The organism is Halobacillus halophilus DSM 2266 (assembly GCF_000284515.1).
Lineage (GTDB): Bacteria > Bacillota > Bacilli > Bacillales > Halobacillaceae > Halobacillus > Halobacillus halophilus.
This window is the reverse complement of record NC_017668.1, coordinates 189663-215562: the sequence shown is the minus strand read 5'-3', so window position 1 is coordinate 215562 and position 25900 is coordinate 189663. Positions and strand designations below refer to the sequence as shown.

General features: G+C 42.0%; 26 protein-coding genes. 9 read left to right on the top strand and 17 right to left on the bottom strand.

Going from position 1 to position 25900, the window contains the following annotated elements:
• Positions 1-57: 57 nt before the first annotated feature.
• Complete coding sequence (locus tag HBHAL_RS01200) at positions 58-897, bottom strand: SAM hydrolase/SAM-dependent halogenase family protein (protein ID WP_014641497.1); 840 nt, start codon at positions 895-897, stop codon at positions 58-60.
• 642 nt (positions 898-1539) lie between these two features.
• On the opposite strand from HBHAL_RS01200, the gene HBHAL_RS20655 reads away from it, so the two are divergent.
• A protein-coding gene (locus HBHAL_RS20655; protein ID WP_087946020.1) for an IS3-like element ISHaha3 family transposase occupies positions 1540-2882 on the top strand; the annotation gives its coding sequence in 2 pieces (ribosomal slippage) (positions 1540-1981 and positions 1981-2882; 1344 coding nt in all).
• 228 nt (positions 2883-3110) lie between these two features.
• Here the strand turns inward: HBHAL_RS20655 and HBHAL_RS01185 are convergent.
• From HBHAL_RS01185 to ribF, 3 genes are read right to left on the bottom strand one after another with little or no spacing between them, the layout of a single operon-like run.
• A complete protein-coding gene (locus tag HBHAL_RS01185) occupies positions 3111-3599 on the bottom strand; it encodes a DUF1189 family protein (RefSeq protein ID WP_014641495.1) in 489 nt (162 codons plus the stop codon).
• A 14-nt stretch (positions 3600-3613) separates the two neighbouring features.
• Complete coding sequence (locus HBHAL_RS01180; protein WP_014641494.1) at positions 3614-3862, bottom strand: YuzB family protein; 249 nt, start codon at positions 3860-3862, stop codon at positions 3614-3616.
• Positions 3863-3887: 25 nt separating this feature from the next.
• Positions 3888-4826, bottom strand: a complete 939-nt coding sequence (gene ribF, locus HBHAL_RS01175) for a riboflavin biosynthesis protein RibF (RefSeq protein ID WP_041601135.1) — start codon at positions 4824-4826, stop codon at positions 3888-3890.
• 146 nt (positions 4827-4972) lie between these two features.
• Here ribF and HBHAL_RS01170 point away from each other — a divergent pair, with 146 nt between their 5' ends.
• Complete coding sequence (locus tag HBHAL_RS01170; protein WP_014641492.1) at positions 4973-5512, top strand: HD domain-containing protein; 540 nt, start codon at positions 4973-4975, stop codon at positions 5510-5512.
• 41 nt (positions 5513-5553) lie between these two features.
• Here the strand turns inward: HBHAL_RS01170 and HBHAL_RS01165 are convergent, their stop codons facing one another.
• The 3 genes from HBHAL_RS01165 to HBHAL_RS01155 form a co-directional block, all read right to left on the bottom strand.
• Positions 5554-7047, bottom strand: coding sequence for a UDP-N-acetylmuramoyl-L-alanyl-D-glutamate--2,6-diaminopimelate ligase (locus HBHAL_RS01165; protein WP_014641491.1), 1494 nt, complete (start codon positions 7045-7047; stop codon positions 5554-5556).
• Between the two features lie 432 nt (positions 7048-7479).
• On the bottom strand, positions 7480-9606 hold the full coding sequence (locus HBHAL_RS01160) for a heavy metal translocating P-type ATPase (RefSeq protein WP_014641490.1): 2127 nt from the start codon (positions 9604-9606) through the stop codon (positions 7480-7482).
• A gap of 14 nt (positions 9607-9620) precedes the next feature.
• Positions 9621-9959 (bottom strand): ArsR/SmtB family transcription factor, encoded by a 339-nt coding sequence (locus HBHAL_RS01155; RefSeq protein WP_014641489.1) that lies wholly within the window; start codon positions 9957-9959, stop codon positions 9621-9623.
• A 190-nt stretch (positions 9960-10149) separates the two neighbouring features.
• Here HBHAL_RS01155 and HBHAL_RS01150 point away from each other — a divergent pair, with 190 nt between their 5' ends.
• The 3 genes from HBHAL_RS01150 (at position 10150) to HBHAL_RS01145 (ending at position 11593) form a co-directional block, all read left to right on the top strand.
• Positions 10150-10809, top strand: a complete 660-nt coding sequence (locus HBHAL_RS01150; RefSeq protein ID WP_014641488.1) for a type 1 glutamine amidotransferase domain-containing protein — start codon at positions 10150-10152, stop codon at positions 10807-10809.
• A 153-nt stretch (positions 10810-10962) separates the two neighbouring features.
• The gene (locus tag HBHAL_RS21285; RefSeq protein WP_158512331.1) at positions 10963-11100 is read left to right on the top strand and encodes a hypothetical protein; all 138 of its coding nucleotides are present in this window, start codon (positions 10963-10965) and stop codon (positions 11098-11100) included.
• 70 nt (positions 11101-11170) lie between these two features.
• The gene (locus HBHAL_RS01145) at positions 11171-11593 is read left to right on the top strand and encodes a VOC family protein (RefSeq protein WP_014641487.1); all 423 of its coding nucleotides are present in this window, start codon (positions 11171-11173) and stop codon (positions 11591-11593) included.
• A 244-nt stretch (positions 11594-11837) separates the two neighbouring features.
• On the opposite strand, the gene HBHAL_RS01140 is transcribed toward HBHAL_RS01145, so the two are convergent.
• The 3 genes from HBHAL_RS01140 to HBHAL_RS01130 all read right to left on the bottom strand — a co-directional run bounded on the left by HBHAL_RS01140 (position 11838) and on the right by HBHAL_RS01130 (position 14785).
• A complete protein-coding gene (locus tag HBHAL_RS01140) occupies positions 11838-12962 on the bottom strand; it encodes an NAD(P)/FAD-dependent oxidoreductase (RefSeq protein ID WP_087946119.1) in 1125 nt (374 codons plus the stop codon).
• A 359-nt stretch (positions 12963-13321) separates the two neighbouring features.
• Positions 13322-13702, bottom strand: coding sequence for a carbonic anhydrase (locus HBHAL_RS01135; protein ID WP_014641485.1), 381 nt, complete (start codon positions 13700-13702; stop codon positions 13322-13324).
• Positions 13703-13840: 138 nt separating this feature from the next.
• A complete protein-coding gene (locus tag HBHAL_RS01130; protein WP_014641484.1) occupies positions 13841-14785 on the bottom strand; it encodes an MBL fold metallo-hydrolase in 945 nt (314 codons plus the stop codon).
• 129 nt (positions 14786-14914) lie between these two features.
• On the opposite strand from HBHAL_RS01130, the gene HBHAL_RS01125 reads away from it, so the two are divergent.
• Entirely contained in the window at positions 14915-15283 is a 369-nt protein-coding gene (locus HBHAL_RS01125; protein ID WP_014641483.1) for a hypothetical protein, read from the top strand.
• 132 nt (positions 15284-15415) lie between these two features.
• Here the strand turns inward: HBHAL_RS01125 and cydC are convergent, their stop codons facing one another.
• The 7 genes from cydC to HBHAL_RS01095 form a co-directional block, all read right to left on the bottom strand.
• Positions 15416-17125 carry a thiol reductant ABC exporter subunit CydC gene (gene cydC, locus HBHAL_RS01120; RefSeq protein WP_014641482.1) on the bottom strand — a complete coding sequence of 570 codons (1710 nt, stop codon included), beginning with the start codon at positions 17123-17125 and terminating at the stop codon, positions 15416-15418.
• Positions 17122-18861 (bottom strand): thiol reductant ABC exporter subunit CydD, encoded by a 1740-nt coding sequence (gene cydD, locus HBHAL_RS01115; RefSeq protein WP_014641481.1) that lies wholly within the window; start codon positions 18859-18861, stop codon positions 17122-17124. Before cydD ends, cydC begins: the two co-directional genes overlap by 4 nt.
• Before the next feature lie 168 nt (positions 18862-19029).
• Positions 19030-19557 (bottom strand): P-loop NTPase family protein, encoded by a 528-nt coding sequence (locus HBHAL_RS01110; RefSeq protein ID WP_014641480.1) that lies wholly within the window; start codon positions 19555-19557, stop codon positions 19030-19032.
• 34 nt (positions 19558-19591) lie between these two features.
• Positions 19592-19975, bottom strand: a complete 384-nt coding sequence (locus HBHAL_RS01105; RefSeq protein WP_223254245.1) for a GNAT family N-acetyltransferase — start codon at positions 19973-19975, stop codon at positions 19592-19594.
• Between the two features lie 3 nt (positions 19976-19978).
• Entirely contained in the window at positions 19979-20101 is a 123-nt protein-coding gene (locus HBHAL_RS21900; protein WP_269448419.1) for a hypothetical protein, read from the bottom strand.
• Positions 20102-20155: 54 nt separating this feature from the next.
• Positions 20156-20611: an NUDIX hydrolase gene (locus tag HBHAL_RS01100; protein WP_041601496.1), complete on the bottom strand. Its 456-nt coding sequence runs from the start codon at positions 20609-20611 to the stop codon at positions 20156-20158.
• Positions 20612-20917: 306 nt separating this feature from the next.
• Positions 20918-21697, bottom strand: a complete 780-nt coding sequence (locus tag HBHAL_RS01095) for an alpha/beta hydrolase (RefSeq protein WP_014641477.1) — start codon at positions 21695-21697, stop codon at positions 20918-20920.
• Between the two features lie 262 nt (positions 21698-21959).
• On the opposite strand from HBHAL_RS01095, the gene HBHAL_RS01090 reads away from it, so the two are divergent.
• The 3 genes from HBHAL_RS01090 to HBHAL_RS01080 are packed head-to-tail and all read left to right on the top strand — an operon-like array spanning position 21960 to position 25869.
• Entirely contained in the window at positions 21960-22916 is a 957-nt protein-coding gene (locus tag HBHAL_RS01090) for a glycosyltransferase family 2 protein (RefSeq protein ID WP_014641476.1), read from the top strand.
• Positions 22885-23271 (top strand): GtrA family protein, encoded by a 387-nt coding sequence (locus tag HBHAL_RS01085; protein ID WP_014641475.1) that lies wholly within the window; start codon positions 22885-22887, stop codon positions 23269-23271. Before HBHAL_RS01090 ends, HBHAL_RS01085 begins: the two co-directional genes overlap by 32 nt.
• A gap of 12 nt (positions 23272-23283) precedes the next feature.
• Positions 23284-25869, top strand: coding sequence for a YfhO family protein (locus tag HBHAL_RS01080; protein WP_014641474.1), 2586 nt, complete (start codon positions 23284-23286; stop codon positions 25867-25869).
• The last annotated feature ends 31 nt before the right edge of the window (positions 25870-25900 follow it).

Here is a 25900-nt window from a genome sequence, read left to right as displayed (position 1 = left end):
ACCTCTACTTCATTAGACGAATCAAATGAATTTACGTTACAACCTGCTGCGGGAAGCTCAGCTTTTTAGTAAGGTAATCTGCCAACTGGATCCAGTTCCAATATTATAAGCGTTCGCAAACGAACCCTGGTTAATGGCTACACCTAAGTTATCAAGTGAATTAACGTACACTAACGGCTCACCCTTGTGAGTATCAGCAAAAGAACGACCAAAAGTCATTGAGTTACGATAAGCTTCCCGGTCATCGTGAGTTATCGTTACTTCCAGTGTATCTCCATAACCAACCCCAATTTTTTTGAAGAAATCACGGGGGATGTTGGTCCACAGGTTTCCAAAACGTATGTCCAGTATGTCGATGCTCCCCGCTGCATAATCTCTTCCTATACTTGGTTCCTGAATAGGTAGTTCCTCCAGTGATTTTAACGGTACTTCAGGACCTACTTCTTCAAACGAAATGACTCCAGAGGCAAGTCGTGCTCCTGTATAGGCATAAATATCTCTTCCATGAAACGTATAGGACTCCCCTGACCTCGGAAGCCGATTAATAGTTTCATCAATTTCACGCGCCTGTACAATACCTTCTGTACGCTTAATGTGGGTCAGTGTTCCGTTATCAGGAGTAATCACAAAGTGGCCTGCCCCTGTTTTTACTCCGAGACTCCTTCTCGTCGAACCTACACCGGGATCCACCACTGAAACAAAGACCGTGCCTTCCTTCCAGTATGCAATTGTCTGCCACAATCTATAGGAAGCTTCCCATATATTGAAAGGAGGGATGTCATGCGTTAAGTCAAAGATTGATAACCCCTCAGATACGGAATAGGAAACCCCGTGCATGGCGCTGACTGCCCCGTCACTTCTGCCAAAATCGGATTGTAGAACTAACGCTTGATTCATCGAATCCCGCCTCTTTTTTTAGTTATAAATTATTGATAGTTTATCCAAATCCTTCAGCAAAATCAACAAGTTTATCGTTTCTGAACACTTTCAAAAAAAAATCTTTATTTAACATGTTAAAACGATTATCCTGCGAAGCCACCCGTGACAACCTGAAGATAAGCTCCCATTACTTGAAGACTCAGTTTCGAGATAAATGGGTCCTTTACGTTAGATGGACAAGGGCAGGTGGGGAAATAACTCGCTTTCCTATGGGGGAACGGTAAGCTTCCTCGCTCGTTTCACTCCCTGCGGGATCTCACCTAGTCCCTTCTCCCATGGGAGTCTCGCCATTTCCCCACCAACCCCGCTATAATGTTGCGAACGGACCCTTCCAGAAGATGAAAGTTCTTCTCCTTAATCTGCATTAAACGATTTTATAACAGGCTATTGTGCATCGTTATACCCTTAAAAATAGGTACAGAACCACCTGGTCTAATTCCTTACGAGTTAAAGTGGTTTCGAGCTTCTGATTTGGCCAGGTCCGGAGGGGGATGATGAAGACTCCTGCGGGATAAACATGATCGGTGAGACCCCGGAAGTCGAAGATGTAATGACCCCCAAATGTTGGACACCTTATGAAACTTAGGAGGGACCCAACATATGTCTAAACTTACTTCTCAAGAAAAGTACCTGATCGTCCAACGTTATCTCACGGAAAATGTCAGTTTCCGTGACTTAGAAAAAGAGTTGGGAGTGGATAGTTCTTCCATCCGTTATTGGGTGAAATTATCCGAATATCATGGTAGTGAAGCCTTCGACTTCCCCTATACAAACTATTCAGCTGCCTTTAAACTGAAAGTAATTCAACGTATAGAGGAAGAAGAATATTCGATTCGAGAAGCTTCCGCTATGTTTCACATCCCCGATTTCTCCATGGTACGCCGATGGCGTAAGAAGTGGCTGGAAGGCGGAAAAGAAGCCCTTGAATCTACAAGGAAGGGGCCAACACAGATGACGTCTCATAAGAAGAAAGAAGATTCAATGGATTCTTATGAAGCCTTAAAGAAAGAGAATGAACGCTTACGGATGGAAAATGAATACTTAAAAAAGTTAGAGACCTTAGCTCAAAAAAAGAAAGCATCTCGAAAGAAGAACAAGCGCAAGTAATCGATGAGTTAAGGTTTCATTTTCCAGTTAAACAGCTGACGGAAATAGCTGATATCCCTAGAAGTACCTATTACCATTGGAAAGAAAAGCAACTCGAGCCAAAAACGGACCGACCATTAAAGGAGCTTATCACCTCCATTTTTAAAGAACATAAAGGTCGCTACGGCTATCGCCGCATTGAAAATGAGCTTCGTAATCTAGGTCATGAAGTGAACCATAAAAAAGTCTATCGTCTTATGAAAGAACTGGGGCTTCAGTCTACGGTGAAAATGAAGAAATATCGTTCTTATAAAGGGAAAGTTGGTCAAACGGCTCCAAACATCTTAAATCGGAATTTCAAGGCGGATCAGCCGAATCAGAAATGGGTGACAGACATTACGGAGTTCAAGCTATTTGGCGAGAAGCTTTATCTTTCCCCTGTCTTAGATCTATTCAATGGAGAAATCATCACGTACACAATTGGTTCCAGACCCACCTATTCCTTGGTGAACAACATGTTAGACCAAGCATTTGAACGCCTTCATCCATCGGATGAACTGGTTATGCACTCCGACCAGGGATGGCATTACCAAATGGCTCCCTATCGAAAGAAATTGAAAGACCATCAAGTTACCCAAAGCATGTCCAGAAAAGGGAATTGTCATGATAACGCCGTTATGGAGAACTTTTTCGGTATCATGAAATCGGAATTCCTTTATTTAAGAGAATTTGAAAGTGTGGCCCATTTCAAACAAGAATTAGAGGAATATATCCATTATTATAATCATAAACGCATCAAATCGAAGCTCAGAATAAGCCCCATTTCCTATCGAGCCCGCTTTCAAGAATTGGCGTGATAATTTTAATGAATGTGTCCAATTTTAAGGGGGCAGTTCAAGACTGAGGAGGCTCAGCACATGCCCGCGGAAAGCGAATCATCCCCCGCAGGACCTTTCTTCTCATAAAAATATCTCGAAACTGAGTCTTCCACAATCCGGCCCTATTGTGGAATAAGGTAAGGCTGTAATGAAGAATGAACAATATCGTTTAATAGAGCCAAATAATAAAATAACCAAACGTTACGGTTAACGTTTGGCTTTCTTTTTAGGATATATAATGATCATGCGAAACATGATATAAATAAACAAGGAAAAAAATATAAGAGCGCTGAGTCCATTGGGAACGGGTGTGTTTTTTAAAAGGATACTCAAAACCAACGGCACGGTTGCAGCATATGCTGTCATCTTCCACAACTGCTGATAAGTCAGTTTACGATCCAGTTGGTTCGTCATGATGAGAGCCGCACCTGCAAGAGCAGATACCCCCACAAGAATTAAAAATATAATCAGCATTGGATAGAAGACAAACACCTGTACCAGATAGAGGCCGCGGGACACTTCGGTCAAGTTTGAGTCAAGACGTATAATCGTTCCGACCATATCCGGAAGAAATAGGACCGTCATCAAAATGAACAAATACATGATCGTACTTGTAATTCCCTTCCGATTTAGGCGGAACATCGCTTCCTTCTTAGGTAAACGTACACTATTCCATAATGAATCAAAAAACTCCATGTTATTCTCCTGCCTTAATCTGCATACACAGCAAGTTCTTCTTCAATCTTTGTACGGATTTTATCCAAAGCTTCTTCTGACGTTTTAGCGAAAACACGCGTGCCATTTACAATCGCATAAGGTCTGACCGCGCACATGCCGCAGAAGGAAAGGCATTCGTTCATGAGTACCGCCACTTCAGGGTATTCGGACTCAATAATGTCTTCAATATCAAGCTCAGTTATTAAGTTTCCGTCACAAACTTCGACTACTACTACCCCCATGGTTAAATACTCCTTTCTGTAATGACTAAGATGATAATCCTAAAATTTCTCGTGCATAACGTTCGTCCTGTTTCATCTCTTCTACCAGTGCATCCATTCCTTTAAAATCCACCTCATCCCGAAGATGACGCAGGAACTTTACAGATACAGTCTGATCGTACACATCTCCTGAAAAATCCAGCATATACGCTTCAACTTTATAAGAGTCACCATTTACCGTTGGACGGTAACCGGCACTAATTAACGTATAATAATGTTCGGGAGCTTCCCGGTGGAGTTTAACCACTCCTAGATAGACAGCCGGTTTTACTTCTACATATTCCTTAATATCTCCCAAATTCAAGGTAGGAAACCCTAGTTCACGGCCAAGCTGCTCCCCTTTTTCTACTACTCCTGTAATTTCTAAAGGACGTCCAAGCATGGATTGAACGGCTTCCATTTTTCCTTCGTGAACGAGAGATCGTATTCTTGTACTGCTGATCTTCTCCCCGTTTAATTTTAGGTGAGGCACAATTTTTACCGGTACATTTATTTCCTCACATATTTCTGCGAGCCCCTGTGCGTCAGAACCTCTTCCCTTACCGAAGCGAAACCCTTCCCCGACAAGAATGTGCGAGATGTTTAATTGACTTAAATGTTCAAAGACAAATTCTTCCGGAGAGGTTTTGGCGTACTCTTTTGTGAAATGAACATGGTAGTAACGATCCACTCCGTGCCCCTGAAGCAACCTTATTTTATCTTGATAAGAAGATAGAGATGAAGCATATTCTGAATCTCCTTTTAACACCCATTTAGGATGATCGGAAAATCCATAAACAGCAATTTGATCCTCAGAGGAAGCTATCTTTTTTGCCTCATTCAGAAGGTATTGATGCCCCAGGTGCATTCCGTCCATTTTACCGATAACTAATACGACAGGCTCTGAATTTTGCGGCGGCTGTGCCGTAACTTCAAATGTCTCCATCTCCATTGCTCCCCTTTAGCATAATGATTAAACCTATTAATTATATAATACCATGTCCTATTTAAGCAACACTCGCTCTCATTTGCAACTGTTCTGCACGTGGTGTTTAATAATAAGCAAGAAGCTCTTACATAGGAGGCGATCTGATGATTGAGAAAGCGAGACATTTTGCTGCAGAAGCCCACAAAGGGCAAAAGCGAAAAAATTCAAATATGGATTACATCGTTCACCCTGAACGAGTGGCAGAATCATTGCTAAAGGCAGGGTTCAGACCAGAAGTAGTATGCGCAGGATATCTTCATGACGTAGCAGAAGATACGCCTTACACACTGCAAGACATTGAAAAAGAATTTGGAGAAGAGGTTAAAGCATTAGTAGCTGCTCACACAGAAGATAAGAGCAAATCCTGGAACGAACGTAAAAGCCACACGATCCAATCTGTTAAAGAAGGTTCGATGGACATTAAAGCATTAATAGTCGCCGACAAATTGGATAATCTTCAATCATTGATTCAGGATCTCGAGGTATATGGGGATAAAATTTGGAGTAACTTTAACGCTGATTATCAACACCAGAAGTGGTATTATCAATCTATATCAGACATGATGGCTGACGGATTAAAAGAGGAAGATATTCCGGCTTTTTTTAATAACTACCGGCAACTAGTTAAACAAACGTTTGATTAACCCAAAGGGAAGGCTCGGAATGTCTCCAGCCTTCCCTTTGTTTATAACATAACAGGACGATAATAGCTGTCAATGATCTCTTCATCAGAATGAGGAATTTCTTCTCCTCTTACAATCTGGGCATTATTTATACAGCCGCTGGTAAGAAGAATAATGTCGTTTTCCTTACCGAGTTCCAGAGATCTTTTCACTCCTTCAGCACGGGTCTGCGCTGTATGAATATAAGGAGCTTCAGGTTCTTTAAAACCAGTCATTACCTGGTCGATGATAACCTTGGGATGGTGGTAACCTGGATGATCAACAGTTACAACCACTTGATCGGCTTTTCCTTCAATCGCGGCAGCCATTTTGGGCATCTTATTAAAGTCACGAATTCCAATGCCGGCTATCATAACAATCAACTGGCGATAGTCCAGTTTCTTTACTTCTTCCAACAACCTTTCCAGAGCGACCGGGGTATGAGCATAATCCAAAATAACTTTTTGGTTGTGCGGAGTTTGAATCACCTGGAACCTTCCTTCTGGTCCCTCAAGCTTTGGAACAACGTTTAAAACTTCACCCAGCGTAAACCCAAGCAGCAGGGATGTCCCTATAGCCGACAGTACATTTGCGACATTATAGGTTCCATACACAGGTACATAAACCTTATTCGTAGTTCCATTGAAAGATAAATCAAAAATTGATCCTTCTTCTGTCACTTCAATATTTTCTGCTTTAAGGTCAGCCTCACTATTTGATTGAATACTGTAGGTAATCATGTTTTCATCCTGGAGTTTTAAGAGATCTTCTCCCATTCCATCATCATCTATATTAACCACTTTATGAACGGATTGATGGAAAAGCCTCATCTTGCACTCTCTATAGTGATCAATGGTTTTATGATACTCAAGATGTTCTTCGGAAAAATTAGTGTGAATGGCTACATCAAACGTGATTCCTTCTACACGCTGTTGATCAAGAGCAATGGATGATACTTCCATAACTGCCGCATGGTCGCCTTCCTCAACTAAATCACGAAAAATATGATGCAAATCTAAAGATTCAGGAGTAGTAGGAGTACTCTTTTTATAAACGAATCTTCTTTGCGACGACCAAATTCCTGTTGTTCCAATCGATCCCGTTTTCATGCCTAGAAGTGTTAATAGTGAACGCACATAGGCCGTTACTGTAGTCTTGCCATTTGTACCTGTTACCCCAATCGTCGTTAAACGTTCATCTGACTGGCCGAAGAAAAATTTTGAAAAAGAAGCCATGGCTTCTCTAACGTCTTCCACCACAATAAATGTACAATGAGGGTAAGTTTGACTAAGCTCCAGAAATAACGATTCGTTCACGCCAATAATAAGTGATGCGCCATTTTGAACCGCTTCTGCTACGTACTGATCTCCATTAAAACTCTCTCCTTTGATACTGAAGAAAGCAAAATTCCTCTCTACTCGTTTAGAGTGAAAGGCCAGATGTACCACTTCCTGGTAATCAGGACCGTACATGCGCTTTATATTCAAATGTTTGAATTGATCAAAATGTATTATCATAGTTGTTTCCTCACTCATAATATAATAGTTAGCGTCGTCAGATTCGCGTTAAAATATGTATGTTTTCTCTATTTGATTAACGGAAATAAACCCATCATCTTCCGGGCTTCAATACCCCCGCACCCATACTAGATTAATTAAACCTTTTCCCTTATTTTAACGCAGCCAAACGCTTTTGACTTCTAATAAATGAAAAACAGTCACAACGCCCAGGTAATTCCCAAATAAACCCACCTCAGGTCATCCATATTATGGATGACCTGAGGTGGGTTTATTTTCCTTATTTGCTTTTTTGCTGCGGAGGTTTTCAGTAAGGGGGAAATGATCGCCATCGTCCTATGGCTTATAAAATTCACTTGATTTAACTCAGTTGGAAAAAGAAGTGCATAGCACAGCTATCCAGTCCATCAAACAACTTAATGGTACTTCTCTTTATGACTGCGGCTGCACTCCCTTTTCCTCTTCTTTAACAAATGATGTTTTATTTGTCTTATTCATTAAGACTGTTAAGCTGATAAGGGTAACAAGAATCGTAGCCCCCATATCTGATAAGATAGCTACCCATAGTGTGAGCCACCCTGGAATCGTCAGGAGTAACGCGGCAAGCTTCAATCCTAAAGCAAGAGTAATGTTAAGCTTAACGACTCGATTCACTTGCTTGGCAATTCTTATAGAACTTGGCAGTTTACCCAGGTGGTCCTGCATAAGGACAATATCAGCTGTCTCAATCGCACTATCGGTTCCTTTCCCCATAGCAATGCCGAGATCAGCTGTAGCCAAAGCGGGTGCATCGTTAATTCCGTCCCCCACCATAGCAAGCCTGGTACCTTTACTTAGTCTCTTTACTTGTTCTACTTTCTGCTCTGGAAGCAAACCAGCATATACATCGGTTAACCCAATTTCACCAGCTACTTTTTCCGCTGTTTTTTCATGATCTCCAGTAAGCATAATCGTATGCTTAATCCCTGCCAAATGAAGGTCTTTAATCAGGGACTTACTTTCATCTCTTATCTCGTCCGCGATCCCGAATATCCCAAGAATCTCCTCTTCACTTGAAACAATGACCAGCGTGTATCCTGCCTCTTTCAATGACTCAATATCCTTTTTCTGTTCGTTGGATAAATTCAAGTGAGGAATCGTCTGTTCGCTGCCCATATAGTAAGGGGTGTGATCAATTTCAGCGTAAATCCCCTTCCCTGGTAACGCTTCTACTTTTGAAGGCTCTTTTAATGCTGAGTTCTTCGTGTTAACTTCAGCCATTACTGCTTTGGCAATTGGATGGGATGAATTCTTTTCAATCGAACCAGCTATTGAATAAAAGAGTTCAGCATTATATACCCTCGCTGTCTGAACGGTAGGTTCTCCTTTAGTCAATGTGCCTGTTTTATCAAAAGCTATGCTTTCTACCTTACCCAGCTGCTCTAAAAATACGCCGCCTTTAACCAATATCCCATTGCGGGCGTTTTTCGTAATTCCGGACACGATAGCAATCGGGGAAGATAAAATGAGCGCGCACGGGCAGCCAACAATTAACACCGCAAGCCCCTGATAAAGTGCTGATCCCCATTCCATATTGAATAACAAAGGCGGAAGGACCATAACCAGAAGGGAAATAAGCATGATCGCCGGGGTATAGTACTTAGCAAAACGATTAATAAACAATTCGGTTGGTGTTTTCATTTCCTGTGCTTCTTCAACTAAATGTAATATTTTCGCTAAGGAGGAATCTTCATAAGCTCTGGTTATTTTCACTTTTAGAAGTCCTTCGTTATTAATGCTGCCTCCATACAGGTTTTCCCCCGACGCCTTTTCGACCGGCAGTGATTCGCCGGTAATAGCCGATTCATTCACGGAACTGAACCCTTCTATCACGATCCCATCGGACGGGATCTTTTCACCAGCTTTTACGAGTACTACATCATTCTCTTGCAGTGATTCGATCGGTACAACTCTTTCGGATCCATTCTCAAGTATCAGAGTGGCCTGTTTAGGAGCTACTTTTAGCAGCTGCTCCATTGAATTCCTTGCTTTTTCCATACCGAGACCTTCCAAGTATTCATTTAAACCGAATAGGATCGCTACAATTGTGGCTTCACGCCATTCTCCAATAGCTACGGCACCTATCAGTGCAATTGTCATCAGTGTATCAATATTGAACTTCAACTTAACTAAATTTTTGGCTCCTTTAATAAATGTCTGATAACCACTGAGAGCCATGGCAGCTACGTACATCATAATTAACACATAACCTGAAACATGACTTTGCAATAAAAACGTGAGTCCAAAAATTACGCTTGAAAGAAAAACCAGCATCTTCATATTGGAACCGTGAGAGTGATTGTGACCGTTCTCTCCATGCTCCTTCGTTTCTACAAGTGAAGCTCCGTCTGATTTCAATATTTGACGCACCTTGCTTAAATTAACTTGTTCATGGACGAGAAGTTTACTTGAATTAAATTTCAGCTGTGCGTCGCCCCCATGGTCTAACTTTTTAATTTCGCTTTCCATTTCGGCTGCACAATTTGCACAGGACAGCCCCTGGAGTTTATATTCTTTCATTGTTTCTCTCTCCTTTAGTGATGCAGAGCGTGGTTGATCGTTTGCTGTAGGACATTGATGACATGCTCATCATCATGAGAGTAAAATAGTGTTGTACCTGCTCTTCTGTATTTAACTAAACGCAAATTTTTCAAAAACCTCAGCTGATGTGAAACGGTTGACTGTCTTAACTCTAACGTATCTGCAATTTGGTTAACGGACATCTCTTGCTCACATAGAAGATGTAAGATCCGGATACGAGTCGGGTCAGACAAAGCTTTAAACGTTTGGGAGACGACGAACAATGTCTCCTCATCCAGCCCCTCTACTTCTTGATTATCCTTCTGATCTTTTTTCTTCTGTTCATTATCCATATGATTTTACACCACCCTTATATGCACATATATTCATATATACATCTATCGTATGCAGGAATGTGTTTCTTGTCAACCATGTTCTGCCCATGTTTATTCCACATTTTTATTGGGAACTATTCTTTTAGCGCATGATGCTGCGTTAAAAAAACTTTTACAAACGTTTCTTATAATAAAGGAGGATTTTTGTATGGCTAAGAAAGTATTAATGGTGCTTACTAATCATGATAAAATCACTGATGAGACACCTACAGGCGTATGGCTTTCCGAATTCGGAGAGGCTTACAATGAATTTAAACAGCACGGTTATGAAGTAACTGTAGCAAGCCCTAACGGTGGAGTCGTCCCTGTAGATCCAAACAGTGTGAGCGAAGATGAGCCTCAGGAAATTCTAGATACAAAACCTCACCTGGAAAGCACAGCACCAATCGCTGATTTCTCAGCTGAACAATTTGACGCTGTTTTCTTACCAGGCGGACATGGAACTATGTTCGATTTTCCTGATAATGAAACTCTTCAAAAACTGCTTCGTAACTTCTACGAAGCTGATAAATATGTAGCAGCCGTCTGTCACGGTCCCGCCGGACTTACAGGAGCTACTTTATCTAATGGAGAACCACTGGTTAAAGGCAAACGCGTCAGTGCCTTCACGGACTCCGAAGAAGCTGAAACAACTCTTGATCAGTACATGCCTTTCCTACTGGAAAGTAAATTGAATGAACTAGGAGCCACAGTTTCTTCAGGACCTAACTGGAGTACTCATTATGAAGTAGACGGTTACTTGATTACCGGTCAAAACCCTCAGTCTACTGAGGCTGTCGCGAAAGAACTTGTTAAACAACTGGGTTAATAGTAGAGGAAGGCTGATATCCGAGCAGGATGTCAGCCTTCTTTATGCAGGGGACCCCTTCGGAAAGAGCGCTCCAAAAGTTACAGGTATTATTTATGGTGAGGTCGGCCGAAATTACAGTCGAAAAGTGTGCGAACAAACAGAATATAGATAATGAATAAGAGTACAGCTAAAACCAGCACAACGACAAGTACGGGAACGGCCAGAGGACCACGTTCGAATAAAGCAGCTGCTGCTACTGTTCTATGTCGCAGAAAGGTTCTATCTTGTACAATTCAGTTAGTGGAATAAGAAGGCTGGGATCTTGCAGCAGGAAAAGGGTCGTATGGTAGAATGATTCGTACCCAGAAGGAGGTCTTGAATGAAGAAAAAATTAGACCACATCGGCATTGCCGTTCGCAATATAGAAGACAGTATCGAATTTCATACGAATGAATTGGGCGGAACGTTAATCGATCGCTACCGAAGCGAAGCAGAAGGCGTGGAAAGCGAAATTGCCATCATTGATATTGATGGTGACAGGACTGAACTTCTCATGCCTACTAATAATACAACTTCTCCTATTGCCAGGTTTATTAAGCAGAAAGGGAAAGGCGTTCATCATGTGGCCTATCATGTAGGAGATCTTGATCAAGCTTTGAAAGAACTTGAAACCAAAGGTATCCGCACACTAGAATGGTCACTTCGAACAAATAAGCATGGAAGGCGTTTAATTTATTTAAACCCAGCCGATACAGAAGGAACTATCATTGAGTATTGCGATTATCCAGAACTAAAATCTTAGGATCAGCACCTTATTAAACATGAACCAGTCTAACATTTTCTATATTCATTGAAATTTCCATTTATTGTCGTAAGGGTGAAAATAGGAAGTTTAACAGGGAGATCCACATGGTCCTCCCTACCGCCTTGGCTTAGCATGATAAAAAGACCAAATCACAATGTGATTTGGTCTTTTTATCGTCGAGCTGTAATATACGTTCTCTCTAGTGAGAGTGAACGGCGTACTCTGAGGATCGTCATTCATTCTAGTTCATAATTTCTATTGCTTCTGATAGATCATAGTCAGCAGGATCAAGCTCTGTTTCCTGACCTAGAGCAAGTTTGGCAAGTTCAGCGCCGAGAAATGGACCGGAAGTTAATCCAGAGGCCCCGAGACCGTTAGCTGCCAGCAGTCCGGGATGCTCTGGTACATAACCAAACACTGGAAGGAATCCAGGCGTAAACGGCCGGAATCCTACACGCGTCTCAAGAAAGGAACTGTTATATAAGCCTGGAGCGTAGCTGAGTGTTTGGTCGAAGATTTCATGAATGGCTCCCGCAGTCGTCCGATGGTCAAATTCCGTGTCATCTTCATGTGTGGATCCAGCGATAATTCTACCTCCGCCGAAAGCTAACAAATACTTATTGGTGGGAGGCATAACTACAGGCCACTCACTTGTGTCTTTCTCCGCTAGTTTCATATGGACAATTTGAGCCTTTTGGAACGTAACCTTAAAATTAATGCCTAAAGGAGTAAACAATTCTTTCGCCCAGGCTCCTGCTGTCACGATCACTTGATCAGCAGCATAGAACTGACTATCTACCTGGACACCTCTGGTATCTTCCTTTTTATATACAAGAGAAGCTTCTCCTTTAACAAGGACAGCCCCATGCTTCTTGGCTGCATTAAGCAGAGCATCTCTCATTAAGCGCCCATCCACTCGTGCTCCTCCACTTACGTGTACCGCTCCATATTCCTCTGATAATACCGGGAAAAGCTTGTACGTTTCCGTAGGGGAAAGCCGGGTTACTTCTCCGATCTCAGGCGCATCATCTCTTCGTTTTAATACTCTTTCTACCATCTTATCCAGCTTATCTTTATCGGTATGCAAACTGATAGCTCCGACTCTCTTGTAACCTGTTTCTGCTTCTCCATCGTCCAGCAGCGATTGCACTAAGTCCGGATAATAATTAGCGCCTCCTCTAACAAGCTGATACCACTTTTTATTTCGACGCTGGGAAAGCCACGGGCAAACAATACCCGCAGCCGCTTCTGTGGCCTGCCCCTGATCCTCTCGGTCTATGATAGTCACCTCAGCCCCCGTTTTCGCTAAGTGATATGCCGTTGAAGCACCAAGAATCCCTGCACCTACTACAATATATCTAGTCACATCTAACACCCTGTTTCCTCTTAGATTCACTAATCAGTTATTTTACAACAGATGAGGGGGTCTCTCAAACGGTACCAGACAGATCAACTCTCTTTCTTCAAGTCGGGCAGCTCTATGACGTGATCCGTTATCTGTAACTTGCGAATAGGCAGCATTTATTTTGACTTTCAACTATGCTCGCAATCTTCACAAAGATAGCGGCAACATTTGGCAGTTATCATTGGAGAGAGCCTTTGCAGTTCTAAAAAATAGGATCCCATTCATTTTCTATTATCTCAAACCAGCTGGCCTGCTCCATCTGACTCTCTCCTTTTTCCACTCAAAGCCCCTGTTTATTTCACAACTAAGTACTTAAGTCTCTATAAAATAAACTCTACTTCCCACTGATCATTTACGTAGAGACCAATAACCTCTGCCTGATAGCCCCATGACTGGACAAGCTCTACCGATTGCTTAATCTGATTTACTTTTTCTTCCCTGGGAACAGGGTTACCTGCACAGTCATGGTGACCGACCACTGCAATAATGTCAGATCCGTGTTTTTCACAGGAAATTCCCACTTTAGCTTGCATGGCTTCTAAATTGTCCGGCGAACCCTCAAGTAAATAACGAGTCGGTCCTGCTTCTGTAATCATATCTACGTATTCAGCATCGTACTTCTCCTGCATCCAATGGATGACCGGCAGCTGGACTCTTCCATCCATGCAATTAATGGCTGTCACAAATTCTCTTTTGCTCATAACATTACCTCCTGATATTTATGTTCTATCTAATAGTTTATCAAATCTAGCAGTAAATTGATGATCCTTTTTTAAAAGTATAGAACAGGCTGGCTACATTAAGGCCAGCTATCCTAATCAAACGTTTTATAATAGTCATTATAACTGCTTACGAAGGTAATCGGCCAGTCCCATAGCGCAGACTTCAAAGTCTAAGCGCAGTAATTCGAAAACTGGATGGTCTTCCGTAATGTTTTTTCCATTTAAATATTCCACAATGCGTCTATGGAGACGCTCTTCAATACCTGCGATCCCTTCGTTCTCGATCCATGCTGTACGCGCTTCCTCCACAAAAATCGGAATCCATTCAATGACTTCATCAAAAGCTTCTTCAGGATTTTCAGTTTTACCAAAGTGACCAAAGAACAGCCGCTTCGGGTTCATTGCGCGAAATCGCTCAATCGATTGCTTCATCGCTTCCGGGTCGAATTGATTCGGTGATGTAGTAGGCAGAAAAAAAGTTAAGCCAGTATGCTCAGTTTGATGATAGCGGATGCCTGCAGTATCTCCGGTAAAAATCCCCTGGCTTGCTGAATCAAAGATTCCTAAGTGGTGCTTCGCGTGTCCAGGAGTATCATAAAAAGTTAAGCGGCGGTTCTCATCAATATCCAGTGTCTCTCCATCCGATTTCGTAAGTATTTTTTCTTCAGGAACAGGAAGAATGGGATCGAACAGCTGATCAAATTTATCCCCATATACAGCCCGGGCGCCCGCAATCAGCTTGGAAGGATCAACTAAGTGCCTCTTTCCCCTTTCGTGCACAATAACTTTAGCATTCGGGCATTCCTGAAGCAGCAAGCCAGCCCCACCTGCATGATCCAGATGGATGTGAGTTAAAATAATATACTCAACCTGTTCAGCAGCGAGCGATAAATCTTTCAATCCTTCAAGAATTCTTGGCACAGAAGGGCTGGGACCTGTTTCTACTAAAGTAAGCTTCTCTCCCTGTAAGACATATGTACCCGTGCGACCTTCAAACCCTAAGTCAAACCCATCAATTAGATAGATATCATTTCCTAGTTCTATGGGTGCTTTCTTGTCCAATGCCTCCACCTCACCTTTCCTTTTTCTACATTTTACTAAAATATGGATAGAAAAACACCCTGGCTGCTGGATGTTTGTCACAAATTTTTCATGGGTGAATATCATGGTTTTGTGAGGAGTTGATTAACAGTGACAGACGAAAGGAATATGTACCAGCAGCCGTCTCACATGAAACCTACTGAAAGCCAGTGCGAACAACACAAGGATTACCACGTTATGGTTACGCTTGAGGACGGGAGCACAGTGGATGGAATTATCATTGATGTGAGAAATGATAAGATCACGATGCTGATCAGTGAAGATGTTATGGTAGATGAAAAAGTTGAAGCTAAAAGCTCAAGTTCGAACGATCGTCAATTCGGTTATGGTGGTTATGGTCGAAGAAGAGCTCGTCGTTTCCGGCGGTCTGTACTACCCATTGCAGGATTAACTGCCCTTGCCCTTTTTCCTTACTTTACTCCTTATCCTTACTATCAGTATCCATATTATCCGTACTAGTATTAATCGTGAACCAAGCGGCAGTCAGGGAATCTCTCCAAGTCTCCTCCCTGGTTTCCGGAAAATTAAACCACCTCAGGTCATCCAGTAAATGGATGACCTGAGGTGGGATTTTTTTGCTTCATCTTGCTTTTATCCGAAGATGGTTTTTTCGATTTGTTTCATTTCATAGAAGTAGCCTTGCTTATGCATCAATTCATGGTAAGTTCCTTTTTCCACAATCGTACCTTCATCCATCACAATAATCTGATCCATGAGTTCAAGACCTGTAAGACGGTGACTAACCAGGATCAGAGTATCCCTTTCCGCCTGATTAAACAAACGTTCATAAATTTTCCGCTCAGTTAGAGCATCTATAGAAGAAGTAGGTTCATCCAGTATCCAGAGTTGTTCCCCTTTCAGCATCGCCCGCGCAATTGCCAGACGCTGTTTTTCTCCACCAGAGAGATTTTCTCCCTTTTCAAATACGGGGTAGTCCAACCGGAAAGACCCAAGCTCTACGTCACGGAGTGCGTCCAGCATTTGCTCATCCGTAAGGTCATCTTTAGCTAATTGCAGGTTCTCCCGAACAGTACCAAAAAAGAAGTGATTTTCCTGCAAAACGACATTGCTCCTGTTCCAAATACTCTCTTCATCAATGCGCTCCATTGGATGGTCATTCAACCAGATATCCCCTTGATCAGAGGTATGAATTTTTAAGAGCAACTGCAGTAAAGTTGATTTACCTGACCCACTTGGACCGACGAGAGCAGTCTTGGAACCGGCTGGAATTTTCAAATTTACTTGCTGCAAAGTCTGCCGCTCTTCCTCAGGAAAATGAAAATCTACTCCGCTCAATTCAAATCCGTATGACTCCCCGCCACCCAGATGCAGCCTGCCTTTATCCTCAATCATTTCATCGCCTATGGAAAACAGTCGTCCGGAAGCACGTTTACTGTCTTCTAAGTGACTGGGAAGGACGGCCATGGGAGTAGCATTTTCAAATACCGTCAGCGAAATCATCACAAGCATCGCTAAAAACAAGCCATTTAAATCGCCCCTGGCAACCAAATAAGCACCCAGTCCCAATACCACCCATGAGACTAGTAAAGACACGAGTGTATTAACAGAATGGCTGAAGATTCTCTGCATACCCTCCCGCTCCTGTTCTCTAATATAAGAAGCAGAGGATTCATGCATCCGTTCTTCTTTATCCTCCAATTGCTGATAGATTTTCAAATCACGGAATCCAAAAAGAAATTCCGTTACATCTATCGATAATTCTCCTCGCGATTCCCTTACTCTATTTTCAATCGTTCTCTGCCGTAATGAAAATAAATAGGGAACAAACACTCCTGTAAGGACCAGCCCAAGAAGCAGTACGATTGCAATGGATGTAGAAAAGATTGATGTAAACACAATCGTGCTTAAAAAGATAACCACGAGAACTACCGGAGGATAATAGACCCTGAGGAAAAAGTTCTGCAGACTTTCCACATCTCCCACAATCCGAGCCAGCAGATCACCACTCCTGTATTTTTGAAAAACACGCGGAGCATAAGGCTCCAGTTTCTCAAAAAAGGCCACCCGAATATTACTTAACATCGTGAAAGTCGCGCGATGGGAATAGTAACGCTCCGCATAACGTCCCAAAGCCCTTGCAAACCCGAATAATTTTAAGAAGGCAATCAGGACCGTGAGGGCATATAGCGGCGGGACAAGAGCGGCTCGCGAAATCAAATAGCCACTTGAGGCAAAAAGCCCGACAGCCGACATTCCAGCTAGAAAACCAAACAAAATCGATAACAAAACATCTTTTTTCTCCAATGCCACAAGCTTAATCATTTGGCTTATGTCTTTCATGCTGGCGTCCCTCCTTGCTGAAGCTGCACCATTTCCCGATATTCTGGATGACTCTCCATTAATACATCGTGAGGTCCTAAAGCAGCCAGATTCCCTTGATCTAAGAACAGGATCTGGTCAGCGTTTTTGATCGTATGAAGACGATGCGCTACTGTAATAACGGTTGACGTTTTAGAGAGATCCTTCATAGATTCCTGCAAGATGCGCTCCGTCTTTAAATCTAGTCCTGTGGTGGGCTCATCAAAAAGGATAACAGACGGACGTTTTAGAAAAGCTCGCGCTATCGCAAGTCTCTGTTTTTCACCACCTGAAAGTCCGCGGCCTGCCTCTCCAACAGGAGTATCATAGCCTCGTTCCAGAGATTCAATAAGCTCTGCAATTCCCGCTCTCTGAGCAGCAGCTTTAATGTCGTTCATTGAGTGACTACCACGACCGCCAATCGCAATATTTTCAGCAATGGTTCCCGAGAATAAATAAGGATGCTGCGAAATATAACTGACTTCCTTGAACCATTCGTGCTCCTGGTAAAAGGAAAGAGCTTCCCCATTTACTTTCACTCGCCCTTCTGAAGGCTGGATCAGCCCAGCTACCACATGGAGCAATGTAGATTTACCAGAGCCGCTTCTCCCGACGATCGCAGTTTGTGAATAAGCGGGAATCGTTGCCTGAATATTTTCCAGTGCAAATAACCCCTCTTCTTTTCCATAGCTGAATTGCACGTTATCAAGTTCTAAAGATGGAGGCTTAGACCCTGCAGATAGTTTTCCTTCTCCCCACTCTACATAAGATTCGGTTTCATTCAGCTCCTCTGCCAGCTGATTGGCAGCACCCGAACTTCCACGTCCTGTATGAAAAGCACTGCCGAAATCTTTAAGAGTTAAGTAAAATTCAGGGGCTAATACCAAAATGAAAAAAGCAGAGAAAAACGGAATGCTTTCATATACCACCAAACGAATGGCAATTTCCAGTGCAATCAGACCAATACTGAGCATGGATATAAACTCAAGCATAAGCGATGAAATGAAGGCTACCTTCAAAACGCCCATGGTAGCATCACGAAAGCCGAGGCTGCTCTTTTCTATTTCATCTTTCTGCTTCTGAGCTCTTCCAAATAGCTTTAACGTTGTTAAGCCTTGAAGTGTATCTAGAAACTTACCGGAGAAAGCAGAAAGTTTCTCCATTTGTTCTTCTGACTTTTTCTTCGTCATCACTCCGACAATTGCCATAAAAAAAGGAATAAACGGAGCGGTAATAAGCATAATGAGTCCGGAATAAATGTGCTGCGTAAACACAACAATGAGAATCATAAGCGGGATGACAGCCGTCTGAATCATTTGAGGTACGTAATTACTAAAATAGCCGTCTATTTCGTCTACTGAATCCATAAGAACACTTACTTTACGGCCCGACTGCCCTTTCAAAGAAGCTTGAATAGGATTCCTTGAAAATTTTTGTATGATAGCCTGACGGTAATGACTCTTTGCGCGGGCGGCCATTTTCACACCGGTACGACCATGGAGCCACGTAAACCCTGCCCGTCCAGCCAGAACAAGTAATAGTCCAGCGAGCAGAGGAACAATGTCCAGAAACGATTGCTGATCTAAAAAGATACGGTCCACAATGGCTACAAAAAAGTAAGCCTGTCCTATGATTGTTCCACCAATGATAAGAGAAATGATGAACAAAGTCAGAATCACTTTTCTTTGACCAAAGGCTAATTTGCTCAAATGTTTCATCTATATAAACTCCTAACTGAAGCTATTTGTGAATTAATTCACACATTAATCTCATTATAATGCATCCTGCTCCAAACTTCTAAGGATAGAACTGATGAATTTATGACAATTTCTATTCATTTTTTCCTTATCATTCGCGTCGCATACCATCTCTTTGAAAGTCCTGCACTAACCTTCAGAATCGAGGCACTTTAAGAAAACTCTGATTTCCTTTCTGCTTTTTAAAGCAATTATCTTTTTATCAGGGCTCATGCTTTGAAAAGCCTCAAGCCTCTTTTTCATTTTTTTCTTCCGAGAATAATAGGTGGTAACAATGAACTTAATAAATTCAAAATCAAGTTTCTCTTCACACCCTTCCCCCATGTCTGCACGCGTTTTTCCGCGATGGATCCACCACCTTTTAGACACACGGTAGAGACAAAGAAGAAGCGGCAGCTCCAGGTAAATAATCGTATCTGCATGGGAAGCTCTCAGGTCGTAGGTCGAACTATAATTCCCTTCAATAATCCAGGAGTCCCTTCCCACCACTTCCTTCTGCTTGCTTTTGAATTCTGGCAAGCCTGCTTCGATCCAGCCTGGTTTCCAGTAGAAAGCATCGAGATGATAAACACTTATATTTAACCGGTCTCCCAAATGCCGGGCAAAGGTGGATTTTCCTGCTCCTGCAGAAATTCCCATTACCATAATCCGTTTCAATTTTTTCCCCTCCGTTCACGAATCGAAAAGTTTTTTAACGACGCCATTCCTGCTCCAGGATGGCGTATAGATACGAATCACGCCACTGGTCGTCCACCAGTAAATCTTCGTGCAGACAACCTTCCTTTTTCATACCATTTTTTTTTAAAACACGGGAGGATGCTACGTTTCTTACGTCGCAGGTCGCATAAATCCTGTGAAGCTTATGTTTATTGAATCCGTATTCAATTAGCATACTGGCCATTTCGGTCGCCAGCCCTTTTCCTGAAAAATCAGGATGAACGATATAGGAGACTTCTCCCTGTTTATTGGCTTCACTCCTAATATTCAACTCACCTACGCCTAAAAACTGATAATTCCCTCTATCCAGCATACCAAATGCATACCGTGTTCGCGGTTGATGCAAAGCCTCTCTCATGATCTAATTCACATATTCCCTGGACTGTTCTTCTGTATTTGGTCCCCAGGTCTGGTATTGGCTCACAGCTGGAATGGATGCGTAAGAGTGAACAGTCTGCCAATCCTCTTCTACTATTTCACGCAAATATATTGGGCTTCCTTTCCAGGAATTCAACATTCCCCACCTGCTTTCTTATCCTTATAAAGAACTTCGATATGTTTCCAGGATCAACCTTGCTCGCTCATCTACTTTTTCAGGGAGATCCTCATAAGAGAAATAGCATAATCTCAAACTCTCGGCATCATTTATCTTTAAGGTCCCATCTATGTTAGAAGCAAGGAACACACCGATAATATTGTAGACTTCATCTCCGTTTGGATACTGAAAATAAAGGTCCTTTCCAGATAAAGTTCCAAGATGCAGGTATTTTAAGGCAACAAGTCCTGTTTCTTCATGCAGCTCTCTTTCTGCCGTTTCAAAGAAACTTTCGCCTGGCTCCATAGCTCCTCCAGGCAGACCCCATTCCTTTGTATCCGACCTGAATTGGAACAATATTTTACCCTCTGGATTTTGAAGCAAGATCGTAGAGCCTGCAATAATAAAGGGGCGGGTTCCAATTAGACTTCTCATATCTTTCACATAGTCTTTCACCATTTCACATCCCTTCTCCGTACTTTTTTCTACGATCCCCACAAACACTGGATCCATCTAACGTAACGGACCCATTTATCTCGAAACTGAGTCTTACAGAAAAGGGAGCTTTTCCTTAACATCAACATGGAAGTTTAACTAAGCCATTCCAATAAAAAATCCCGCCCCCAAGTGTACACTTCTGGAGATGGGATTAATTCCGTGGTGCCTATCCCGAAAGGTTTTCTTACAAAATCGGGAGCTTATCTGTAGACATACTCGCATGACCTATTCTTACCTTTTTAAAAAGCTCTACCCTTTTTACTACTCTCAATTCCATCCCTCTATTAAAAAAGGTAAAAATTCTGGAACTCGGCGGCGGAAATGAGTGTAGTTATGCTCTCCACCATCAATAATCTTAAATTTAGAAGGTTCGATCTTATGCTTTACTATATCGTACATGCGCTGATTTGATTCTATGAACCCCTGATTAATAGTTTCCTCATCGCTCCCTGCTTCGAGAGTTCCGCAATCAACATAATATCTTTCCACAGAAGATAAATCAGCGCTATGAGCAAGTTGTTCCATTTCCTCCTGATTGCGAAAAAAAGCAGACGATATTGCCGCCACTCTTTTAAAGAGGTTTGGATATTTACACATAGCATAAGTAGAAATTAAGCCACCAAGTGAAATTCCAGCCATAGCTGATTCATCAGGCTGGGTATGGTAGTTCTCATCAATATACGGCTTTAACTCCTGAACAACAAATTCTATGTACTGCTTTCCGCCTCCCCCGATTCGACTTTCATCTTTCATCATGTCACGACTGTACTTCCCATTTTCCCATGGGCAGTATTCGACTTTCCTCTGTTCTCCAGGCTTCGAATCTATTCCAATCACAATGACTTCAAGCTTATTTCTATCTAAAAAGTGTTCTAAGTTCAGGGATATGCCCCCTATAGCTGATTGATCGCGAAAAACGTTTTGACCATCATGCATATAAACCACGGGATAGCTTTTATCTTTTTCACCATAATCATCCGGTGTATAGACTCTGACTGTTCGTGAATCATTTAAACACTTTGAATTTATTGAAAGAACTTTTAACATCTATTTCCCCACGCCCCTTCATCAATCTTACCTATAATTCACTTACGTATTAACTCGTGTAAAGTTTCACGGATTACTTTTTCCTATTCCCCATTATTCAGAATAATAGAATCGTATAATCAAAATCAGGAGGGAAGTACCTTTCCTCTTTTTAGACGCTTAAAAAAGCAAATTTAAGGGAAGATGTTAGAGGAAAAAAAGAAAAGGAAGTATAATCATGGTCTGGTTTCCAACCTTGACCATGTAATCTTGAGGTGAAAGAATGAATAAATCATTAATATCGTTAATTCTGCCTTCTTTTAACGAAGAGAAAAATATTCCTATGATCTATGAGGCTATACATAATCAAATGGAACCGCTCCATTACGATTATGAACTCATCTTTATTGATGATGGCAGCCAGGATCATACGTTAGAGTCGATTCAGATGCTTGCTTCTGCTCATGATCAAGTAAAATATATATCCTTCACTCGTAACTTCGGGAAAGAGGCAGCTATGCTCGCAGGGCTTGAAAAATCGAAAGGGGAAGCTGTTATCATTTTGGATGCAGACCTTCAGCACCCGAGTTCTCTCCTGCCGGCCATGGTTGAAGGATATGAAGAAGGATATGATCAGGTAATTGCACGTCGCACTCGAACGGGAGAGTCTCCTCTTCGAAAAGCCCTGTCCTCAACCTTCTACAAAGTTATCAATCAGCTGGTAGATGTAACATTAGAAAATGGTATTGGCGATTTTCGTCTGTTGAGCAGAGCCGTCGTCAATGACATTTTAAAACTGAGTGAAGGGAACCGCTTCTCTAAAGGACTGTTTTCCTGGGTCGGATATGAAGAAAAAGTAATTAATTATGAAAATGTGAGCCGACAGGAAGGAGATTCAAAGTGGTCGTTTTCTAAACTGTTAAACTATGCAATTGACGGCCTTGTTTCTTTCAATACCAAACCCCTGAGGGTTTGCTTTTATGCAGGTCTTCTCACTTTATTACTATCGCTTGGATACATCGGCTTTATTTTTATAGAAATTATCAGAACAGGTATTGCGGTACCTGGTTATTTCAGCACCATCTCAGCGATCCTGTTCCTTGGCGGCGTTCAATTGCTCAGTCTTGGGGTCGTCGGAGAATATATAGGCCGTATCTATAATGAAGTCAAACGCCGTCCACACTATCTTGTAAAGGATACGAATATTCATGACACTAAAGATCAACTCACTAAACAATGAACTTACACGTTTTATACTGGTTGGGGGAATGAACACTCTTAATTATTACATTGTGTTCTTATTCCTCCATAACTTACTAAATTTTCATTATATGGCAGCTCACATAACTGGCTTTCTCATAAGCTTTGTTATTTCTTTTTTTCTAAATACGTATTTCACTTATAAAGTAAAACCTACACTCAAAAAATTCCTGCAGTTCCCATTAACTCAAGTGGTCAACGTGGGTGTTTCATCCATTCTTGTCTTTGTTCTGGTTGATTTGCTTAGTCTAAACAGTAATATTGCGCCGCTGATCGCGGTATTTTTCACCGTTCCGGTAACCTTTATCGTCACTAGTAAAATATTAAAACAATAATGGTGGTCCCTTATGAATAAACAAAAAATCACGATACTATTCTTCTCAAGTCTGCTTATCGCCACCTTATCCCATCTATTCTTTTTAAGGCAATGGATGGAAGGAACGTTCATGGCAGGGCCAAATGACGGGCTGAACCAAATGATTCCCTTCAAACAATTTTTATACGAAAACTACACGAGCGGGAATTTCTTTTATTCGCTCGATCTCGGTTTTGGGGGAGGATTTTTCGGTCAGTTGGGTTATTACTTCTCAACAAACCTCTTCTTCCTTGTGACGGTGGGAGTGGTCTTTTTATTGGAGTTGCTGCATGTAATTGGAAAGCCAGACTCATTGTTCTGGGCTCAAGCTATTATATTCAGCAGCATCATTCGCATGACCCTTGTCATTTTGCTTACCACCTATGTTTTTAAATATATGTCGCTCCGTACCATTCCATCTTTTATTGGGGCTACTCTTTACGGTGCTTCGGTTATTTACTTCCGTCATGTATCTTACTGGGAATTTTTCGCAGATGCCTTTGTATTTGTCCCTCTCTTAATTCTAGGGATTGAAAAAATCATCCGTGACCAAAAGCCGGGCTGGTTTATTTTTGCCATTGCCGCAACCATGTTCAACAATTTCTACTTTGCTTATATAAGCTTCATTTTTGTTGGGATCTATATTCTTGTTCGCTGGCTTATTTCTCTGCAGAAAGAAGAAGCAGGGAAACTCCAGCAGCTTAAGCTCTATGTCATTTCAGTAGTACTAGGAATGGGAGCCGCTTCTATTTCCTTTGTACCTACACTATACGCTTACTTTCATAACTACAGACCGGCGTTTAATCAAGAACGCCCGCTTTTTGACTTCAGCGATAACATGCTGCTCGACAGCCGCACATTTTTGCTGTCGACCATTGTAGTGCTTTTTCTATTTCTTTTTTCTTTTTATAAAAATAAAATATTCCGGTTGTTTGCTGTCCTGACACTGTTATTTATCCTTTTTCATTTCAGTCCATTTATGGGAAGCGCCTTTAACGGCTTCTCTGCCCCAAGACACCGTTTTGAATACCTCGGCTTTTTTGCAGCCGGCGGGCTAGTCGCAGCGGGCCTGCAATTCATGAATCAGGTAAAAAGATGGGAAGTTTTCGTGGCGATCTTTCTGACAGGCCTTAGCTATTACTTTTTTGCCTGGAGAGATCCTTATTATCAAATCGAAAGCGTATTTGACCAATACATGCTTTATCAGGTCGGAATCTCCATAGCAGCTTTCCTGTTGCTTAGTATTCAGAATAAAAAAACTTGGGTAGCAGGAGGCGTGATCATTGTCCTGCTGAACGCAGGGATGATGAACGTTTATCAGCACGACAAACTTTATAAAGCAGGAAATCTCGAAGAAACGACTAAAGAATACATGCTTAGTGATGGCTATGCTTCTCCTGAACAGCAACAGCTGGTGGATCGCGTCCAGGAGAAGGATCCAAGTTCCTTCTATCGACTCGAATGGAAAGGGATGGATGACCGTAATAATATCCCGCTTATTCAGGATTTCAGCGGGACCAGTGTCTATTCGAGTATATTAAATGAACATATCCTTTACTGGTATTATGAGGATATGGAAGTCGATATGAAACAAGAGAGTATCAGCCGTTATTCTGGATTTGGCGACCGAGCCAACTTGTACAGCTCCTTAAGCGGAAAATACATTATGACTAAAAAGGGTTCTGACAGGAATATGCCTTATGGATTTGAGCCTTATCTAGAAAGCAGGAACTATCAAGTCTATCGAAATACAAAGCTGCTGCCCTTTGCACGTACGACAAGCAAGGTTTACAGTGTAGATTCCCTATCAGATGCTTCCATGATTAAACGGGAGCAAGCCATGATTGAAGGTATCATTTTAGAAAATCCGGATTCCGAAACCTCTCAGGTTAAACCGCTCCCTGATTTGATGGACAGCGCTGAGGTAAAAGCAGTTGGAGGCACCTACCAGGATGAACGGCTGAGAGTGACCGAGGAAACGGGCGGTTTAGACTTGCAGTTCGACTCGCTTCCTGAAGATGCCGAAGATATATATGTATCCTTTTATATAAAAAATAATATTAAATCTGCTCCCTGGTTTCCGTTGTATGTGAATGATTACCGAACATCGAGAAAATCGCGGGAGTCCTTTTACCGAACTGGAATGAACGATGTGACGATCCGCGTTCCAGCTGACGAAAAAATTTCCATACGTGTACCTAAAGGCGATTACCAACTGGCCGAACTTGAATTGCACTACGCAACCTATGAAACGCTTGAGAAAGCCTATGACGAAGCCAATGAGGTTTCCAGCGTAGCTGTGAATGGAAACCAGGTCGATATTCAGTTGAATAACAATCAGACGGATCAATTCCTTACGATTCCTGTCCCTTATGAAAAAGGCTGGCGTGTTGAGGTTAACGGAGAATCAAAGAAAGTCTTACGTGCGAACTATGCCTATCTTGGCGTGGAACTTGAAGAAGGACAGAACCATGTATCCTTTACGTATTATCCACCTTACTTCAAAGCTACGCTTGTCGTATGCCTATTATCCGTGCTCCTCTCCTTCTTATGGATCCGGAGAAAAACACACAAATAATGGTGAAAAGGACGTCCTCTGGGCGTCCTTT

Excerpts from the sequence above, each read along its gene's own strand:
- HBHAL_RS01200 (WP_014641497.1), bottom strand. The coding sequence starts at position 897 with ATGAATCAAGCGTTAGTTCTACAATCCGATTTTGGCAGAAGTGACGGG.
- HBHAL_RS01185 (WP_014641495.1), bottom strand. The coding sequence starts at position 3,599 with ATGGAGTTTTTTGATTCATTATGGAATAGTGTACGTTTACCTAAGAAG.
- HBHAL_RS01180 (WP_014641494.1), bottom strand. The coding sequence starts at position 3,862 with ATGGGGGTAGTAGTAGTCGAAGTTTGTGACGGAAACTTAATAACTGAG.
- ribF (WP_041601135.1), bottom strand. The coding sequence starts at position 4,826 with ATGGAGACATTTGAAGTTACGGCACAGCCGCCGCAAAATTCAGAGCCT.
- HBHAL_RS01170 (WP_014641492.1), top strand. The coding sequence starts at position 4,973 with ATGATTGAGAAAGCGAGACATTTTGCTGCAGAAGCCCACAAAGGGCAA.
- HBHAL_RS01165 (WP_014641491.1), bottom strand. The coding sequence starts at position 7,047 with ATGATAATACATTTTGATCAATTCAAACATTTGAATATAAAGCGCATG.
- HBHAL_RS01160 (WP_014641490.1), bottom strand. The coding sequence starts at position 9,606 with ATGAAAGAATATAAACTCCAGGGGCTGTCCTGTGCAAATTGTGCAGCC.
- HBHAL_RS01155 (WP_014641489.1), bottom strand. The coding sequence starts at position 9,959 with ATGGATAATGAACAGAAGAAAAAAGATCAGAAGGATAATCAAGAAGTA.
- HBHAL_RS01150 (WP_014641488.1), top strand. The coding sequence starts at position 10,150 with ATGGCTAAGAAAGTATTAATGGTGCTTACTAATCATGATAAAATCACT.
- HBHAL_RS21285 (WP_158512331.1), top strand. The coding sequence starts at position 10,963 with ATGAATAAGAGTACAGCTAAAACCAGCACAACGACAAGTACGGGAACG.
- HBHAL_RS01145 (WP_014641487.1), top strand. The coding sequence starts at position 11,171 with ATGAAGAAAAAATTAGACCACATCGGCATTGCCGTTCGCAATATAGAA.
- HBHAL_RS01135 (WP_014641485.1), bottom strand. The coding sequence starts at position 13,702 with ATGAGCAAAAGAGAATTTGTGACAGCCATTAATTGCATGGATGGAAGA.
- cydC (WP_014641482.1), bottom strand. The coding sequence starts at position 17,125 with ATGAAAGACATAAGCCAAATGATTAAGCTTGTGGCATTGGAGAAAAAA.
- cydD (WP_014641481.1), bottom strand. The coding sequence starts at position 18,861 with ATGAAACATTTGAGCAAATTAGCCTTTGGTCAAAGAAAAGTGATTCTG.
- HBHAL_RS01105 (WP_223254245.1), bottom strand. The coding sequence starts at position 19,975 with ATGAGAGAGGCTTTGCATCAACCGCGAACACGGTATGCATTTGGTATG.
- HBHAL_RS01100 (WP_041601496.1), bottom strand. The coding sequence starts at position 20,611 with ATGGTGAAAGACTATGTGAAAGATATGAGAAGTCTAATTGGAACCCGC.
- HBHAL_RS01095 (WP_014641477.1), bottom strand. The coding sequence starts at position 21,697 with ATGTTAAAAGTTCTTTCAATAAATTCAAAGTGTTTAAATGATTCACGA.
- HBHAL_RS01090 (WP_014641476.1), top strand. The coding sequence starts at position 21,960 with ATGAATAAATCATTAATATCGTTAATTCTGCCTTCTTTTAACGAAGAG.
- HBHAL_RS01085 (WP_014641475.1), top strand. The coding sequence starts at position 22,885 with ATGACACTAAAGATCAACTCACTAAACAATGAACTTACACGTTTTATA.
- HBHAL_RS01080 (WP_014641474.1), top strand. The coding sequence starts at position 23,284 with ATGAATAAACAAAAAATCACGATACTATTCTTCTCAAGTCTGCTTATC.